17 protein-coding genes are annotated in these 15,089 nt (G+C 66.7%); 9 read left to right on the top strand and 8 right to left on the bottom strand.

Annotated elements, in window-relative coordinates; translation table 11 throughout:
- Positions 1 to 183: 183 nt before the first annotated feature.
- Positions 184 to 927 (top strand): substrate-binding periplasmic protein, encoded by a 744-nt coding sequence (locus GGR36_RS15620; protein ID WP_183635718.1) that lies wholly within the window; start codon positions 184 to 186, stop codon positions 925 to 927.
- Positions 928 to 930: 3 nt separating this feature from the next.
- Here the strand turns inward: GGR36_RS15620 and GGR36_RS15615 are convergent, their stop codons facing one another.
- Positions 931 to 2,229, bottom strand: coding sequence for a DUF3422 family protein (locus GGR36_RS15615; RefSeq protein ID WP_183635717.1), 1,299 nt, complete (start codon positions 2,227 to 2,229; stop codon positions 931 to 933).
- A gap of 225 nt (positions 2,230 to 2,454) precedes the next feature.
- Here GGR36_RS15615 and GGR36_RS15610 point away from each other — a divergent pair, with 225 nt between their 5' ends.
- Positions 2,455 to 3,009, top strand: coding sequence for a hypothetical protein (locus GGR36_RS15610; protein ID WP_183635716.1), 555 nt, complete (start codon positions 2,455 to 2,457; stop codon positions 3,007 to 3,009).
- Between the two features lie 81 nt (positions 3,010 to 3,090).
- Positions 3,091 to 3,516, top strand: coding sequence for a flagellar basal body-associated FliL family protein (locus GGR36_RS15605; protein WP_183635715.1), 426 nt, complete (start codon positions 3,091 to 3,093; stop codon positions 3,514 to 3,516).
- A 10-nt stretch (positions 3,517 to 3,526) separates the two neighbouring features.
- Here the strand turns inward: GGR36_RS15605 and GGR36_RS15600 are convergent, their stop codons facing one another.
- From GGR36_RS15600 to GGR36_RS15590, 3 genes are all read right to left on the bottom strand, one after another.
- Positions 3,527 to 4,810, bottom strand: a complete 1,284-nt coding sequence (locus GGR36_RS15600) for a sensor domain-containing protein (RefSeq protein ID WP_183635714.1) — start codon at positions 4,808 to 4,810, stop codon at positions 3,527 to 3,529.
- Positions 4,811 to 4,873: 63 nt separating this feature from the next.
- Positions 4,874 to 5,410: a M48 family metallopeptidase gene (locus GGR36_RS15595; protein WP_183635713.1), complete on the bottom strand. Its 537-nt coding sequence runs from the start codon at positions 5,408 to 5,410 to the stop codon at positions 4,874 to 4,876.
- A 9-nt stretch (positions 5,411 to 5,419) separates the two neighbouring features.
- Positions 5,420 to 6,106, bottom strand: coding sequence for a DNA alkylation repair protein (locus tag GGR36_RS15590; protein ID WP_183635712.1), 687 nt, complete (start codon positions 6,104 to 6,106; stop codon positions 5,420 to 5,422).
- Positions 6,107 to 6,297: 191 nt separating this feature from the next.
- Between GGR36_RS15590 and GGR36_RS15585 the strand changes: the two genes are divergently transcribed.
- From GGR36_RS15585 to sbcB, 4 genes are all read left to right on the top strand, one after another.
- Complete coding sequence (locus GGR36_RS15585) at positions 6,298 to 7,050, top strand: ParA family protein (protein ID WP_183635711.1); 753 nt, start codon at positions 6,298 to 6,300, stop codon at positions 7,048 to 7,050.
- A gap of 117 nt (positions 7,051 to 7,167) precedes the next feature.
- Positions 7,168 to 8,289: a metallophosphoesterase gene (locus tag GGR36_RS15580; RefSeq protein WP_183635710.1), complete on the top strand. Its 1,122-nt coding sequence runs from the start codon at positions 7,168 to 7,170 to the stop codon at positions 8,287 to 8,289.
- A gap of 170 nt (positions 8,290 to 8,459) precedes the next feature.
- Positions 8,460 to 9,359, top strand: a complete 900-nt coding sequence (locus tag GGR36_RS15575; protein WP_276510019.1) for an alpha/beta hydrolase — start codon at positions 8,460 to 8,462, stop codon at positions 9,357 to 9,359.
- 49 nt (positions 9,360 to 9,408) lie between these two features.
- On the top strand, positions 9,409 to 10,842 hold the full coding sequence (sbcB, locus tag GGR36_RS15570) for an exodeoxyribonuclease I (protein ID WP_183635708.1): 1,434 nt from the start codon (positions 9,409 to 9,411) through the stop codon (positions 10,840 to 10,842).
- A gap of 3 nt (positions 10,843 to 10,845) precedes the next feature.
- Here the strand turns inward: sbcB and GGR36_RS15565 are convergent, their stop codons facing one another.
- The 4 genes from GGR36_RS15565 to GGR36_RS15550 all read right to left on the bottom strand — a co-directional run bounded on the left by GGR36_RS15565 (position 10,846) and on the right by GGR36_RS15550 (position 12,410).
- Positions 10,846 to 11,187 carry a hypothetical protein gene (locus GGR36_RS15565; RefSeq protein ID WP_183635707.1) on the bottom strand — a complete coding sequence of 114 codons (342 nt, stop codon included), beginning with the start codon at positions 11,185 to 11,187 and terminating at the stop codon, positions 10,846 to 10,848.
- Positions 11,188 to 11,352: 165 nt separating this feature from the next.
- Positions 11,353 to 11,643, bottom strand: coding sequence for a hypothetical protein (locus GGR36_RS15560; RefSeq protein ID WP_183635706.1), 291 nt, complete (start codon positions 11,641 to 11,643; stop codon positions 11,353 to 11,355).
- Between the two features lie 166 nt (positions 11,644 to 11,809).
- On the bottom strand, positions 11,810 to 12,064 hold the full coding sequence (infA, locus tag GGR36_RS15555) for a translation initiation factor IF-1 (RefSeq protein WP_183635705.1): 255 nt from the start codon (positions 12,062 to 12,064) through the stop codon (positions 11,810 to 11,812).
- Between the two features lie 142 nt (positions 12,065 to 12,206).
- Positions 12,207 to 12,410 (bottom strand): cold-shock protein, encoded by a 204-nt coding sequence (locus GGR36_RS15550; RefSeq protein WP_172202366.1) that lies wholly within the window; start codon positions 12,408 to 12,410, stop codon positions 12,207 to 12,209.
- A 240-nt stretch (positions 12,411 to 12,650) separates the two neighbouring features.
- On the opposite strand from GGR36_RS15550, the gene dbpA reads away from it, so the two are divergent.
- Positions 12,651 to 14,066: an ATP-dependent RNA helicase DbpA gene (gene dbpA / locus GGR36_RS15545; RefSeq protein WP_183635704.1), complete on the top strand. Its 1,416-nt coding sequence runs from the start codon at positions 12,651 to 12,653 to the stop codon at positions 14,064 to 14,066.
- 36 nt (positions 14,067 to 14,102) lie between these two features.
- Positions 14,103 to 14,990, top strand: a complete 888-nt coding sequence (locus GGR36_RS15540; protein ID WP_183635703.1) for a spermine/spermidine synthase domain-containing protein — start codon at positions 14,103 to 14,105, stop codon at positions 14,988 to 14,990.
- The last annotated feature ends 99 nt before the right edge of the window (positions 14,991 to 15,089 follow it).

The following is a 15,089-nucleotide window of genomic DNA, read 5'->3' as shown; positions in this document are numbered from 1 at the left end:
CATATGCCTGCGCGCCAGCCGGGCCCCCCGACCCTGTTGATCAGGCTAGCGCGCCGGCGGCCGTGTTTCAACCCAAATGCATATCCTGATGACATTTCACTGGTCATCAGCGCTGAGCGGCGGACCGGCGCGGGCCGCGAGTCAGATCAATTCCATCGTCGAGGTGTCGAACTATAGTGAGACATGCCGACCCGTTCTCCCCCAACCTGGCTTGCCTGCTGCACCGCGCTGTGGCGGGGCCTCGGCTTGTGCCTGTGCCTGAGTTCCACGCTGCAGGCTGCCGAGCCGGTGCTGGTGACCGGCGACGGCTACCCCCCGTACGCCGACCAGGCGCTACCCGGCGGCGGCCTGGCCACCCAGCGCGTGATGGCGGCCTTCCGCCAGGGTGGCATGGCGCCCACGCTGGCATGGCTGCCATGGGCACGCGGCTACAAGCTGACCGAGCTGGGGCAATACGACGCGACCTTCCCGTATGTGCGCACGCCGGAGCGCGAGGCGACATGCCTCTACTCGGAACCGATCCTGCTCGTGCCGCATTTCATCTACGGCCGACCGGGCGATCCGCGGCTGGAGGCCGGACTGGCGGCCCTGCCCACAGGGCGACTGTGCATCCCCTTCGGCTGGGCGGGTCCGCCGGAAGTGCAGCGCCTGGTCGGCGAGGGCCAGATCGTGCCGGAACGCCCAGCCACGCTCGGCGCCTGTGCCCGTATGGTGCTGCTGGACAGGGCCGACCTGGTGATCGCCTCACCCGACCTGATGCGCGCCGCGCTGCAGGAGACCGGGCTCGGCGCCGACGCCCTGATGGCGGGAAAGCGCAGCGTCGGCACACTCAGCCTGCACCTGATCGCGCCGCGCAGCCGTGCCGGGTCGGCCGAACTGATCCGGCGTTTCAACGCGGGGCTCGCGCGGCTGCCGCCGCCCCCCTGACGCTCAGGCGTGATGCAGGTGACGCCGCGCGCGACGCACACCCAGCCAGACCGTGATGGCGGCGAGCGGAATCGCGAGCCCGGTGATGACCTCGGGGTTCAGGTGCAGCCCGGCCGCCTTGAGCGCCTTGGTCGCATAGCCCACCAGCCCGACCGCGTAGTAGGTCAGCACGCCGACCGAGAGCCCTTCCACCGTCTGCTGCAGGCGCAGTTGCAGCGCGGCGCGGGTATCCATGCTGGCCAACAGGGCGCGATTCTGTTCCTCGTGCTGCACTTCGACCCGCGTGCGCAGCAGCGCGCTGGTGCGCTGGATGCGCGCGGTGATGCGGTCTTGCCGGCCAACGACGGTGTCGCAGGTTTCCATCGCCGGCGCGAGGCGGTGCTCCATGAATTCGTGGAAGGGCTGCAGGCCGGGCAGGCGCCGTTCGCGCAGTTCATCGATGCGGCGTTCGACCAGGCTGTAGTAGGCGCGGGACGCCGAAAAGCGGTACTGGCTCTGCGCCACCAGGTGTTCCAGCGCACTGGCCTGCGCTGTCAGTTCGTGCAGCAGTTCGCTGGCGTCGTGCTCGGGTTTGTCCATGCGTTCGGTGATGCGCCGCATCGCGTTCGACAGTGCGTCGAGCTTGGGCATCTGCTGCTTGGCGCCGGGCAGCGCGAGCAGGGCCAGCATGCGATAGGTCTCGATTTCGAACAGCCGCTGCAACATGCGACCGGTCTGCAGCGGTCCCATGCCGCGGTCGACCACGACGAAGCGCGAGAAGCCGTTGGCCACCCGGTCATCGGGATGCAGCCGCAGGTCGGTATAGGCGCAACCGTGGGCGCCGGCGATTTCGGCGCCGATCAGATCGTTGCCGGCGAACCAGCGTTCCGCGATGCCGCGCGCCGAGTTATCCACCGGATCATCGCGCAACAGCACTGCATGCAGCGCCACCAGCAACTGGCCAGGCAGGCTGCGCAGCCAGTCGGCCGGGATGCGGTCGAGCACCGTGCGCGAGAAGTCGGGTTCGTCTTCAGCGGGCTCGATGAAGGTGTAGCGCACGAACTCGGTATGCAGGGACCAGCGGATCATCAGATCGCCGGCGACACCGGTGTAGTAGGCACGCGCGGCCTCCGGTTCCGGGCTGCCCATCAGGCGCGCGAGGCGGATCAGCGCATCGAGCTGGCCGTTGCTGTCGCGCTCGAAGAACAGCGTCAGCGAACTGAGCCGCGCGGGTGCCGCGATCGGCGCCGGCGGGCGCGCATGGGCCTCGTCGTTGAGCAGTTGTCGAAGCGGGTGAGCCAGTAGCAATTCGGTGTTGTGCATGACCAGAGCGATCCTGTCGCGCCGCATTCCGCGGCCTCGTTGCCATACTGCACCGTATGTCGAAGAAGCCCGCATCCGGATTAACCCGCATCGAATCGGACGCGGGCAGGGCGGCAGCGCCGGACTTGACCAGGCTCATACGCTGCACGCAAGGCCCGGCGAGGAACTGGCGGAGTCGGGCAAGATCGCCTCTCTTCCGCACACTTTCCGTTCTCCACGCGCCCCATGTCAGACACCTTCAATCCCTATTCCCCGCCCCGGTCCGCAATCGAGGAGACCCTCGGCCATGACAACGACGTCGTCTGGCGGCAAGGCAAGGTCGTGATCCTCCGCCAACGCGAGCACCTTCCCCATCGCTGCATCAAGTGCAATGCGGACGCCCCGCTCGGCGCCAAACCGGTACGCCTGTACTGGCATGCGCCGGGCTGGTACGTGTTGTTGCTGATAAACGTGCTGATCTATCTCGTTGCTGCGATGCTCGTCCGCAAGCGCGCAAGCGTGCACATCGCCCTGTGCGAGCGCCATCTCAAGCGCCGGTTTGTTGGCCGCCTGATCGGCTGGGGCGGGTCACTGTCCATGCTGCTCGGCATGGTGCTCGGCATCAGCGAGGATGTGCCCTCGGCTATCGTCGTCTGCGCGATTGGCTTCTTTGCCAGCCTCGTCGCGGGCGTGACCCTGGCGCGCACCGTTTACCCGGTGCGCATCAATGACCTGTATGTGAAGGTGAAGGGTTGCGGCAGCGCATTTGTCGCGAGCCTGCCCGCCTTCCCGGACGCGTAGCACAACGGGGGGCTGGCAGGCGCCGCGCCGGCGCGTATCATCGTGTTCCCCGTCAGCCCCTGTACGCCTCCGGGAGCCGCCATGTCCTGCACGACCCGCCTTTCGTCGCTTTCCGCCATGGCCTTGGTTGCCGTGGTCCTGCTTCTGCCGGTGACCGGGGCAGACGCCAACGATCACGGTGGCGGTGGCGCCGCCGGCCCGGCACCGATGCCCTTTGTCGTTAACGTCGGCAAGACCGGCCGCGGCGGCACGGTGCTGCAGACGCAGATCGTGCTCGAAGGCGCCAACGCCGAGGCGAACCACGCGATCGACGCCTACAAGCCCCAGCTGCAGCACGACATCATCAAGATCATCGCCGGGCAGGAACCGGAGAAGCTGCGCACCGCGGAAGGCAAGACCGAACTGGCCGAGCAGATCCTCGCCTCGGTCAACAAGACGCTCGGCACCACCCGCAAGAACGGCGTGAAGGAAGTGTTCTTCACCCAGTTCATGCTGCAGCAGCCCTGAACCGGCTGCGCTAGACCCCGCGCACCCCGGGCGGCGCCGCGACCGCGTGCATCACGCGGTTCTTGCCCATGCGCTTGGCGGCGTACATCGCTTCGTCGGCGCGTTGCAGCAGGCGCATCGGCTGGGTGGCGTCGGCGGGCGCCAGCGCATAGCCGATGCTGGCGCTGACGCGGCCGGCGAGGGGGCCCAAGGCGGTCGCGTCTCGGATCGCCGCGAGCAGATGTTGCGCGAGCTGCTCCGCCCCGGCGGCGTCGCGCACTTCGGCGAGCACCAGGAATTCGTCACCACCAAAGCGGCCGACCGCGTCGACCGCGCGCACGCCGGCCTGCAAGGCCGCGCCCACGCGCACCAGCAGTTCGTCGCCGACGCCGTGGCCAAACTCGTCGTTCACCGACTTGAAGCCGTCGAGGTCGACGAAGAACAGCGCGACCGGCACCGTTGAAGGCGCCGCCAGCGCGAGATCGATGCGCGCCATCATCGTGCGGCGGCTCAGCACGTCGGTCAGCGCGTCGCGCTCGACACTGCGGCGTAGCTGTTCCTGCGCGACGGTGAGGTCGTGCACGTCGATCGTCACGGTGTAGAGCCCAAGTACCGTGCCGTCATGGTCAAAGTCCGGCACGAAGCTGGTACGCAGCCAGCGCGGGCCGTGCGTCAACCCTTCGACCAGGCGCGAGTAGTGAACCGTCTCGCCCGACAGGGCGCGTTCGATGTACGGCCGGTGTTCAAGCCAGACTGCCTCGCCGCGCACGGTACGCAGGTGATGGTCGATGATCGCCTCGGCCGGTTTGCCGCAGGCCTCGCGGTAGGCCTTGTTGGCGAAGCGCAGCACACCTTCGCGGTCGAGGTAGATGAGCGGATTCGGGATGTTCTCGGTGAAGCGGTCGAGCCGCACCCGCGCAGCGATCAGCGCCTCGCGCGCGATCACGTCTTCATGGATGTCGGTGGCGATCGTGAACACCGATACCACCACGCCGTCTTCGATATCCGGAAAGACCTGCATGCGTGCCCAGCGCGGCGTGTGCGGCGCATGCGTCAGGAGGCGTTCGTAGCTGGTCGTCTCGCCACGCGCGAAGGCGCGCTCGAACGCCGGCCTCGCGGCGTTCCAGGCAACTTCGCCGAAGAGCTCGGCCAGCGTATGGCCAAGCAGCACTTCGCGCGGCCGGCCGGCCCACTGCACATAGGGCGTGTTGCAGAACACCAGACGCCCGGAGGCATCCCAACGCCCGATCGGCAACGCGACCACCTCGGCGAGGCGTTCGATGTGCGTGGTGTGGGGCGAGGCGTTATCCGACATGGCGCCGATTGTAGGGGCGGCGCTTTATCAAAGTAAGACGCCCCTGCTTGGGCCGCCTCGCGCTCAGGGCGCCCCGTCGGCTGGTGCCCACGGCCGCTCACCGGTCGCTTCGAGCAAGACGAGGTAGCTGCGCAGGTCGAATTCGAGCTGGTGATAGGCCGGCTCCATATGCGTGCACAGCTGGTAGAAGGCCTTGTCGTGACCGCGTTCCTTCAGGTGGGCCAGTTCGTGCACCACGATCATGCGCAGGAAGGCCTCCGGCGCTTCGCGGAACAGCGCGGCGATGCGGATCTCCCGCTTGGCCTTGAGCTTCTGACCCTGCACCCGCGACACCGCGGTGTGCATGCCCAGGGCGTGCTGGATCACATGCAGGCGATTGTCGTAGGCGACCTTGCTCAGAGGCTCGGCACTGCGCAGGTAGCGCGCCTTGAGCGCACCGACGTAGTCGTACAGCGCGCGGTCGGTGCGCACGGTATGGGCGGTCGGATAGCGCGCCAGCAGGCGTGCGCCGAGCGTGCCGGCGGCAATCATCTCGCGCAGCGGCGCTGTGAGCCGTTCCGGGTAACCGGCGAGGTAACGGTAGGGGGAGCGCGGCTGCATGGCGCGATGCTAGCCGATGTGCTTGGTCGCCTCGCGGCGGCTCAGTGGCGACAGCGCCGTGCCCATCGATGCGACGAACGCGCGCACCGGCGCCGGGTCGTGCCACGCGTAATCGCGCAGCGCCCAGCCGATCGCCTTGCGGATGAAGAACTCGGATTCCGGCGCAAGCCGGCGCGCGTAAGCAAACAGCCGATCGCGATCGGTGTCGGCACGCCAGCCGAGCTGGTGCAGCATGGCGATGCGGCGCACCCAGAAGTCTGCGTCGGCCACGGCATCGTCCATGCAGGCCTGCGGGTCCGGCGCATCGCGCCGCGCCGCACGGACTACATCGCCGACCACCCCGGCAAGGCCATCCACCGAATCCCACCAGGTCTTCTCGCGCGCCAGCGCGAGCAGGGCGGGCACATCCGCGCGCCCGAGGCGCCTGTGATGCCGCGCCAGCAGGTCGACCGCGACATACTGGAATTCGCGCGCTGGCATCTGCCACAGCGCTCCAGCAGTCGCGAGCAGATCGGCGGCGGTGGGTGCCTTAAGGGCGCGGATCAGCGGCATCGTCGCGGCGCGGCGTGCCGGCGTCGCGACCCCGAGGAAGGCAAAACGGTCCTTCATGTAGGCCTGCATCGGCGCTTGCCGCTCGGGCGATGCAAGCGGCAGCAGGGCTTCAGAAACGCTCGAACAGAAGCGGGTCGTATCCATGGCGGGGGTGTGACTGACGGCGTAGCCTCTTTCTACACTGGCGCGTGACCTTGCGCACGAACCACGCAGCGCCGCGAGGCTGAACTACACTGTCCAGTATCAGCTTCTCGAATCTGACGGATGACGGCACTTTCCGTTCGCACGCCACGCGCCGCGTGGCTCCGGTTTGCCAACGCGCACTGGCGACAGCGATGAGCGTGATCGCCATCGTCAACCGCAAGGGCGGTTCGGGCAAATCGACGCTCGCGACGCATGTCGCGGGTTACCTCGCTTCGCTCGGATACAGCGTGATGCTGGGCGATGTGGACCGCCAACAATCCTCGCGATACTGGCTCGGCCTGCGCGCCGCCGAACGCACGCCGATCCGCGGCTGGACCATCGACGAACGCAATTTCGCGCGACCACCCGCCGGCACCCAGCATGTGGTGCTCGACACCCCCGGCGGCTTCCACGGGGTCGGGCTGATGAAGGTCTCTCTGTACGCCGATGCGGTGCTGCTGCCGGCGACCAACTCCGTTTTCGATCGCATTGCGGCGGAAGAATCCCTCGCCGAATTGCGCACCCAACCGCGCATCGCCGGGGGCAAGTGCCGCATCGCCTGCCTCGGCATGCGCATCGACGCGCGCACCCGCAATGCCGCCGCACTGGCGGAGTGGGCGGCGGCGCATGCGGTGGACTACCTCGGCACGATCCGCGCGACGCAGACCTATTGCCGCCTGCTCGAACAAGGGCTGTCCTTGTTCGACTTCGCACCGGAACGCGTGACGGCTTACCGCCCCGATTGGGATGGCGTCACGCGCTGGCTCGACTCGGTGCTGCACGGCGAGATCGCCGCCCCGCGGCTGGTGCGGCCGGTGGACGCGCTGCATGAGGCCGCGGAGCCCGGCAGCGTTCCCGGCTTCCTCCGTCGCGATGCGCCCGCAGGCGGGCCGTTGCAAGGCTGAGCGACCGCGCTTACAGCTTGCAACATCTGCGCGCTTGAACCACGGATGCACTGCCCGATCTAAGGGCAGACGAGGGGCGCATCCGCCTCGCCTCGACCGCCACGCACCGGGAACCCAATGCCGCTCTTCCTGCTCATCGCCACCAGCCTGCTCGGGCTGCTGCACCTGTACATCGGCCAGCGCCTGTTTCCGGTGCTCGCACTTGGCGACTTGGGACTCGCGCTCGCATGGAGCCTGATGGCGCTGTCGGTCGTGTTGATTCCGGCGACGCTGGTGGCACGCCGGGTCGCGCGCCCGCCGCTGGCAGACCGCCTCGCCTGGGCCGGCTCGATCGCGATGGGGCTGTTTTCGTCATTGCTGGTCGCGACCGTCTTGCGCGACCTCACACTCTTACTCGCCGGTGACCGCTGGGCGGGCTTCGCAACCCTCACCGCGCAGGCTGCGCTGTTGCTCGCCGTGCTGGTGACGCTGGTCGGCTTCATCAATGCGCGTCGCACCGCACAGGTGGTGACGGTCGACGTGCCGCTGCGCGATCTGCCCGAAGCCCTGCACGGTTTCACGATTGCACAGATCAGCGACATCCATGTCGGCCCGACGATCAAACGGGGCTACCTCGACCGTATCGTTGACCGGGTCAATACCCTGCAGCCGGATCTGATCGCCGTCACCGGTGATCTCGTCGACGGCAGCGTGCACGACCTTGCCGCCCACACCGACCCGCTCAAACGACTGGCGGCGCGCTACGGCGCCTACTTCGTCACCGGCAACCATGAGTACTACTCCAACGCCCATGCATGGATCGCCGAGGTGGAACGCCTGGGGGTGAAGGTGCTGATGAACGAGCATGTGGTGCTCGACCACGGCGGCGCGAAACTCGTCGTTGCGGGTGTCACCGACTACACCGCGCACCACTTCGACCCACGCCACCGCAGCGATCCGCTCGCCGCGCTCGCCGGCGCACCTGCCAACGCCGCCGCAAAGGTGCTGCTCGCGCACCAGCCCCGCAGCGCCGAAGCCGCTGCCGACGCTGGCTTCGATCTGCAGCTCTCCGGCCACACCCACGGCGGCCAGTTTTTCCCCTGGAACCTTTTCGTCCCCCTGCAGCAACCCTTCACCGCCGGCCTGCACAAGCTGCGCGACCTGTGGGTCTACACCAGCCGCGGCACCGGCTACTGGGGCCCACCCAAGCGCTTCGGCGCACCGTCCGAGATCACCCGGCTGCGGCTGGTGCGCGCCTGAGCCAAACAAGCCGCAACAATTCGTTGCACCCCCGATGGCATGCAAGCGGCATGATGGCGTCCACCTGATAAGCGGGACGAGACTTCATGAACCAGGCAAAACTGGCATCGGCACTTCTCTTGTTCGCGTTGACGGCCTGTGGCGGTGGAGGTGATGGCGGCGGCGCGCCCATGCCACCCCCCAGGCCAACCCCGCTGCCGCCGCCCGAAACCGGGATGTACGTCAGCCCACAGTATGCGGATGCGCAGATCACGCCGTCGCTGAACGTTGTGTACTCGCGCCGCCCCAACGAAGGGGGCATCCAGTACACCTCGAATCTCACCAAGGCGAGCGAAATCGGCACCAGTGAACTGGTGCTCAAGCTCGATGTCGCGGTGCCGCCGAATGCGACGGCGGGCACCCCGCAGCCCCTTGTGATCTGGATCCACGGCGGCAGCTTCGTCGGCGGCAGCAAGGAAGACCACCGCGAGGATGCGATGACGTACGCCCGCGCCGGCTATGTCGCGGCGACGATCAACTACCGCCTGACCCCCGACAATGAAGCCAATCCCGCGATCCGCGTGCGCGCGATCCAGCAGGCTACGGAAGACGCGATGAACGCGATCCGCTACCTGCGCGCGAACGCGGCGACCTACCACATCGACCCGAACCGCGTTGCGACGATCGGCACTTCGGCTGGCGGAGGGATTTCGCTGATCAACGCGATCGAGGCCGATACGCTCGCCGGCTCTGTCTCTGACTTCCCCGGCGTCAGCGCACATGTGCAGGGCGCCATCGCCACCGGGGCCACACTGGTCGAAGCCGGCATCGACACCAGCAGCCTGTTTCACTTTGACGCGACCGACAGCCCGGTGCTGATGTTCAACGCCAACCCGACCGACAGCAATACCGGCGCAACCTGGAACGACAACGTGCTGCCGACGCAGAAGGCGATCACCGATGCAGGCGGCCGCTGCACGGTGGTTGCCCAACCGGATATGACCCACACCGTCAACCTCGCGCTGGGCGGCCGTTGGTGGCCCCAGCTCAAGCCCTTCCTGTGGGAGACGCTGAAACTCGGGTCGAAGTAGTCGGCGCGGCCCGTGCGAAAATCCGGTACCGCACCCGGAACCTGCACCCATGGCCGACCACAGCTTCTACTGGCACGACTACGAGACCTTTGGCGTGATGCCGCGGCGCGACCGCCCGGCGCAATTTGCCGGTGTGCGCACCGATGCCGAACTGAACGAGATTGGCGCGCCGCAGATGATCTACTGCCAGCCGGCGCCGGATTACCTGCCGGATCCGGAGAGCTGCCTGCTCACTGGCATCCTGCCGCAGACCTGCCTTGAACGCGGCCTGCCGGAACACGCATTCGCTGCGGCGATCGAGCACGAGCTGGCGCGCTCGGGCACCGTCGGTGTCGGCTACAACACGCTGCGCTTCGACGACGAAGTCACCCGCCACCTGTTCTGGCGCAACCTCATCGACCCCTACGCCCGCGAGTGGCAGAACGACTGCGGCCGATGGGATCTGCTCGACGTGGTGCGCTGCATGTACGCACTGCGGCCGGAGGGCATCGAATGGCCGCGCCATGAAGATGGCCGTCCCTCGTTCAAGCTCGAACACCTGACCGCCGCGAACGGGCTGGCACATGAGGCGGCGCATGATGCGCTCTCCGACGTGCGTGCCACGATCGCGCTGGCGCGACTGATCCGCGGCCTGCAGCCGCGCCTGTGGGAGTTCTGCCTGAAACTGCGCAAAAAAGACGCGGTGCTGGCCGAGATCGACCTCGCCCACCCGCGCCCCTTCCTGCATGTGTCCGGGATGTTCGGCCCGGAGCGCGGCTGCATCGCGGTCGTCTGGCCGCTCGGCCCGCACCCGACGAACAAGAACGAAATCATCGTGTGGGACCTCGCGCAGGATCCGCGCGAACTCGCCACCCTTGACGCAGCCACCGTGCGCGAACGCATGTTCACCCGCGCCGACGCACTGCCCGACGGCGTGACGCGGCTGCCGATCAAGACCATCCACATCAACAAATCACCGGTGGTGATCGGCAACCTGAAGACCTTGAGCCCGGCGATGGCCGACAAATGGGCAATCGATCTGGGGCAGGCGCTGCGACACGCCGAGGCTGCGCAAACCCTGCCGCCTCTGGCCGGGCTGTGGCGCGACGTGTTCGCGCGGCCCGAAACCGACACGCCGGTCGATGTCGATGAGGACCTCTACGGCGGCTTTGTCGGCAATGGCGACCGACGCCTGCTGAACCAGTTGCGCGTACTCGACCCTTCCGCGCTGGCCAGCGAAACAGTGAGCTTCGCCGACCACCGGCTGGAGGAATTGCTGTTCCGCTACCGCGCGCGCAATTTCCCCGACAGCCTCAACGAGGGCGAGCTGGCACGTTGGGAAATGCACCGCGTCGCGCAGTTGCATCAGGGCGCCGGCGGAGCGCGATCGCTGCCGGCCTTCTTCGACCGCATCGACGCACTCAGCGAAACCGCCGACGAGCGTGGCGAAGCGATTCTTGGCGCGCTCTACGACTACGCGGAAGCGATCGCACCGCCAGCGTAAGGCTCAGTGCAGCGGAATCACGATCGGCGGGATGCCGATGGTGATGGCGGCGCGGGGATACACCGGCACCGGAACGGGAACCGGGTAGTAGGGGCGATACGCCGGCGCATACACCGGATACCAGCCGCGATGGTCGTCGTGCCAGCGTTCCCGCTCGCGCCATTCATGCTCCCGCCATTCGTGCTCGCGCCAAGCCCGCTCGCGCCACTCGTGTTCATGCCGCTCACGTTCATGGTGCTCATGCCAGTCGCGGTAGTGGTCGCGGTCATACCCGTCATGCGCACAAGCGCCGAAGCTTGCGAGCAGTCCGAAGGTCAGCGCAGCCGCACCAATCAAGCGTTTCATTCTGGTCTCCACCCGGGCGCGACAAAATGGCGCCCATGCAGACCTCAACGCGCAGCCATGTCGCGGGGCTGAATCTCAAAATGTAAATGTCGTAAGCAGAGGTTTCACGCCCGCTTCGGGCGCAAGCGGGTGACGACACACCGTCGCGGCAGGCGGTGGCCTGCGCTACTTCACCGTGACAAGGAAGCTGCCCAGCGAGGCCGCACGGATGTAGTCGATCTGTGCGCGCTTGACGGGATCTCGCGGCAACATCGAGCGATTGACGTAATGCACGCGGGCACTGCCCGGTGCCTTCGCCACCAGTGTCAAATCGGCCGCGCCCATGCCGTGCTCGCGCACTTCGATCGCCACGATTGCGGGGTTTTCGCTGGCCAGTCGGAGATCCGCGCCAGCGCCAGACGGCGTGCTGAGCGCAAGGCGCTGCTCGCCGGCCGCGAGGCGAACCGGTACCGACATGTGTTCGGCGGAGTGCTCGGGCAGGTGGAAAGCGACACCACCGCAGGCACAGAGGAGACTGATGAGGATGGCCGCGACAAGCCGCTGTGTCGCGCGCCGAAGTAGGGCGTCCGAGGTCATCGCGCGACTATCCGACGCCGCGCGGCGTGACGTCAAGACGGGTCGATCAGAAGCGGCGGCGTTGCGGCGCCGGACCGCGATCTTCGATCACGCGGAAGGTAATGCGACCCTTGCTCAGGTCGTAGGCCGACATTTCAAGCGTGACCTTGTCGCCAGTGAGGATGCGGATGCGGTGCTTGCGCATCTTGCCCGCGGTGTAGGCGACCAATTCGTGCCCGTTATCGAGCGTGACACGGAAGCGTGCATCGGGCAGCACTTCGGTGACTTGACCGTTCATGACGATCGGTTCTTCCTTGGACATGTGTGGACTCCTCAGGCAATTCGAAAACAAAAAAGCCCGGCAAAGTGCCGGGCTTTTCCGGGGGCATCGCACACCACCGGGGTGGCACGCGATGCCGGAGCATGCGGTGCGTTGGCGGGTGGAAAACCCGCCAGCGTCACGCTTACTCCGGGCGGATGTTCGAAGCCTGATCGCCCTTCGGGCCCTTGGTCACGTCAAACGTGACGCGCTGGTTTTCCTGCAGCGTCTTGAAACCACCACCTTGAATGGCGGAAAAGTGCGCGAACAGATCTTGACCACCGCCATCCGGGGTGATGAAACCGAAGCCCTTGGAATCGTTGAACCACTTCACAGTACCTGCAGCCATGATGAATCTCCTGAATAGAAATAATGAACAGGGTCTTGCCCTGGTTGGGCGGTCGTCAAGGCGGCGGAACGATGAAAGCAGGAATACCGGAGGTATGAGCGAACAACAGAGACACTGCTTGATTAACGCGAGGCGAACGGTGCGCCCATTCCGGGAATAAAGCAACAAGTATTTTCCGGCGACTGAAATCCGACTGCGTATTTTCCGGCCACGCCCCACCTGCGCGGCGGATAATTGCGCATGACCCAGACCACCCCGACACCGGAATCCCGCGCCGCGACCGGCGGCCCGCCCTTCAGCGAATTGCCGCTGCCCGAGACGGTGCTCGCCAATCTTTCGCAGCTTGGCTATCACACGATGACGCCGATCCAGGCCGCAAGCCTGCCGCTCGCGCTCGCCGGTCGCGACCTGATCGCGCAGGCGAAGACCGGATCGGGCAAGACCGCCGCTTTCGCGCTGCCACTGCTGATGCGCCTCGACACCGCGCGCTTCGACGTACAGGCGCTGGTGCTATGCCCCACCCGCGAGCTGGCCGAGCAGGTCAGCGGCGAGATCCGCCGCCTTGCGCGTGCCGCCGACAACATCAAGGTGCTCACGCTGTGCGGCGGCTCGCCGGCGCGGCCTCAGCGCGAGAGCCTCGCCCATGGTGCGCATGTCGTCGTCGGCACGCCTGGCCGCGTGCTCGATCACCTCGACACCGGTGCGCTGCAACTCGATGCACTGGCGACGCTGGTACTCGACGAGGCCGACCGCATGCTCGACATGGGCTTTCATGACGACATGGTCGACGTCGCCAGCGCCTGCCCTGCGGACCGTCAAACCCTGCTGTTTTCCGCGACCTATCCCGAGGGCATTGCCCGCATCGCGGCGCGTTTCCTGCGCCAGCCGCAGACGGTGAAACTGGCCGAGCAGCACGCCGCAAGCAAGATCCGCCAGCGCTTCTACGAAGTCACCCCCGAAACGCGACTCGACGCCGTGGTGCACTTGCTGCGCCACTACCGCCCGGGCAGCACGCTGGCCTTCTGCAACACGCGCCAACAGTGCCGCGACCTGACCGACGCGCTGCAAGCCGCGGGCATCGTTGCGCTCGCGCTGCATGGTGAGCTGGAGCAGCGCGAACGCGATCAGGTGCTGGTGCAGTTCGCGCAGCGCAGTTGTTCGGTGCTGGTCGCCACCGACGTGGCCGCGCGCGGCCTCGACATCGCGCAGCTCGAAGCAGTGATCAACGTCGACGTCACGCCTGACCCGGAAGTGCACCTGCACCGCATCGGCCGCACCGGCCGTGGCGATGCCGATGGCTGGGCATTCAGCGTGGTCAGCCCGAACGAGAAACGCCGCATCGCGATCATCGCCGAGGCGCAGCAGTTCGAGCCCGAATGGCACGCGCTCGCTGAGCTCGAAGCCGATACCGCGCCGCTGTTGCCGCCGATGGCGACGCTGCAGATCCTTGGTGGACGTAAGGAAAAAATGCGGCCCGGCGACGTGCTCGGCGCGCTCACCGGCGAAGCCGGCTTCACTCGCGAGCAGGTCGGCAAGATCAGCGTGATGGAGCTGTCGACCTATGTGGCGGTGGCGCGCGATATCGCCGACAAGGCGGTGCGCCGCCTGTCGGAGGGAAAGATCAAGGGCAAGCGCGTCAAGGTACGGCGGCTCTGATTCAACGCTGCGCAACACCTCATCGCCACCCTTCACATGAGCCGCCCCGCTTCAATCGAAGCACGCGTTACCGCCGATGGCCTGCTGGAATTCCCCGCGAACTTCCTGCAGGAACGTGGCGTGGTGCGCGTGCTCGAAGCCGCTGACACCGACCTCCACCACCTGATCCGCCTTCTACGCGACGGCGAGTACCCGCGCCCCTTCGTGATTGACGACGGCAAGCTGCGGCGCTTGCACTTCACGCTGGCGCTGGTGCAAAGCGAGATGGAGATCGCCGAACCCTTTGCGCTGCACGCTGCCTACACGCGCAAGATGATGGCTTTCCTGCTGTTCCAGCCACGACCCAAGCATCTGGTGATCATCGGCATGGGCGGCGGCTCCCTGACCAAGTTCTGCCATCGCCACCTGCTGCGATCGCGCATAACAACGGTGGAGATCAGCGCCGATGTGATCGCGCTGCGCGAGCAGTTTGCAGTGCCGCCAGACGACGCGCGGCTCGCCGTGCTGTGCGCCGACGCAGTCGAGTATTTCGCCAGCACCGAGGATCGCGCCGACGTAGTGCTGCTCGATGGTTACGACGAGAACGGCATCGTGCCCGCCTTCTGCGACGAGCGCTTCTACCTGAATATCCGCGCCCGCCTCAAGCCCGCCGGCATGCTGGTCTGCAACCTCGCGGTAAAGGGCGAAGACAGCGCCGCCCATATCGACCTGCTGCGCGAGGTATTCCACGAGCGCCTGATCGTTCAGGAAGTGGCGGGCGACGGCAACCGTATCGCCTTCGCCTTCAACGACGAGGGCTATCCGCCGGACTGGGCCGCCGTTGAACGCGAAGCGCGCGTCTTGTCTCAGAAACTCGGCCTCGATTTTGGCGGCTTCACGCAAAAACTCGCGAAGAGCGCGCAGCGCGCCCAGCGGCGACGCTGACGCGGAGATTTACATCCCGTGTGAATTCAATGCTGGAATTGCCGTTACCCATTCGGCATCATGCGCGGCGACCCCAACACACATGAGGCAAAACAATGC

Origin of the sequence: Niveibacterium umoris, assembly GCF_014197015.1 — a bacterium.
Classification (GTDB): domain Bacteria; phylum Pseudomonadota; class Gammaproteobacteria; order Burkholderiales; family Rhodocyclaceae; genus Niveibacterium; species Niveibacterium umoris.
This window is presented reverse-complemented; position numbering and strand designations above follow the sequence as displayed.